The sequence below is a fragment of the Bradyrhizobium sp. Kon69 genome, from assembly GCF_055807515.1.
Genome location: NZ_JBVVOS010000209.1, coordinates 1 through 331, shown reverse-complemented (window position 1 = coordinate 331; position 331 = coordinate 1). Strand labels below are relative to the sequence as shown.

Below are 331 nucleotides of genomic sequence, written 5' to 3'. Positions count from 1 at the left end.
AGGCTCAGGGCGTTGAGCCCCTGCAAAAGCTCGCGGCGCTCGTGCCCCAGAATATCTTCCTGCGCGACGCGGTGGTCGGTGAACGTCAGGCGCGTCAAGCCCGCACCGGCCAGGCCCAGGGTGTCCAGCGACTCACGTCGCAAGCTTGGTACGGCTTGGTCAGGGAACACCATCACCAGCCGCTGGCTTTCTCGATAGCGCGCGAACACCAGGCCTGCGCTGGCCCGCAGCGCACCGCCGATCAGCGTTTTGGTGCCGTTGAGGCGCCAGCCCTTCTCGTTGTGCGTGAGTTCAGTACTGGCGGCACCGGCATCCGAGCCGGTCTGGGGTT

At 66.5% G+C, this 331-nt stretch carries 1 protein-coding gene; it reads right to left on the bottom strand.

Annotation, left to right across the window (positions count from 1 at the left end; translation table 11 throughout):
* Window positions 1-331 (bottom strand): acyl-CoA dehydrogenase family protein (locus AC0L3U_RS38865; RefSeq protein ID WP_473365037.1); only part of this gene is annotated, 331 nt, incomplete at both ends.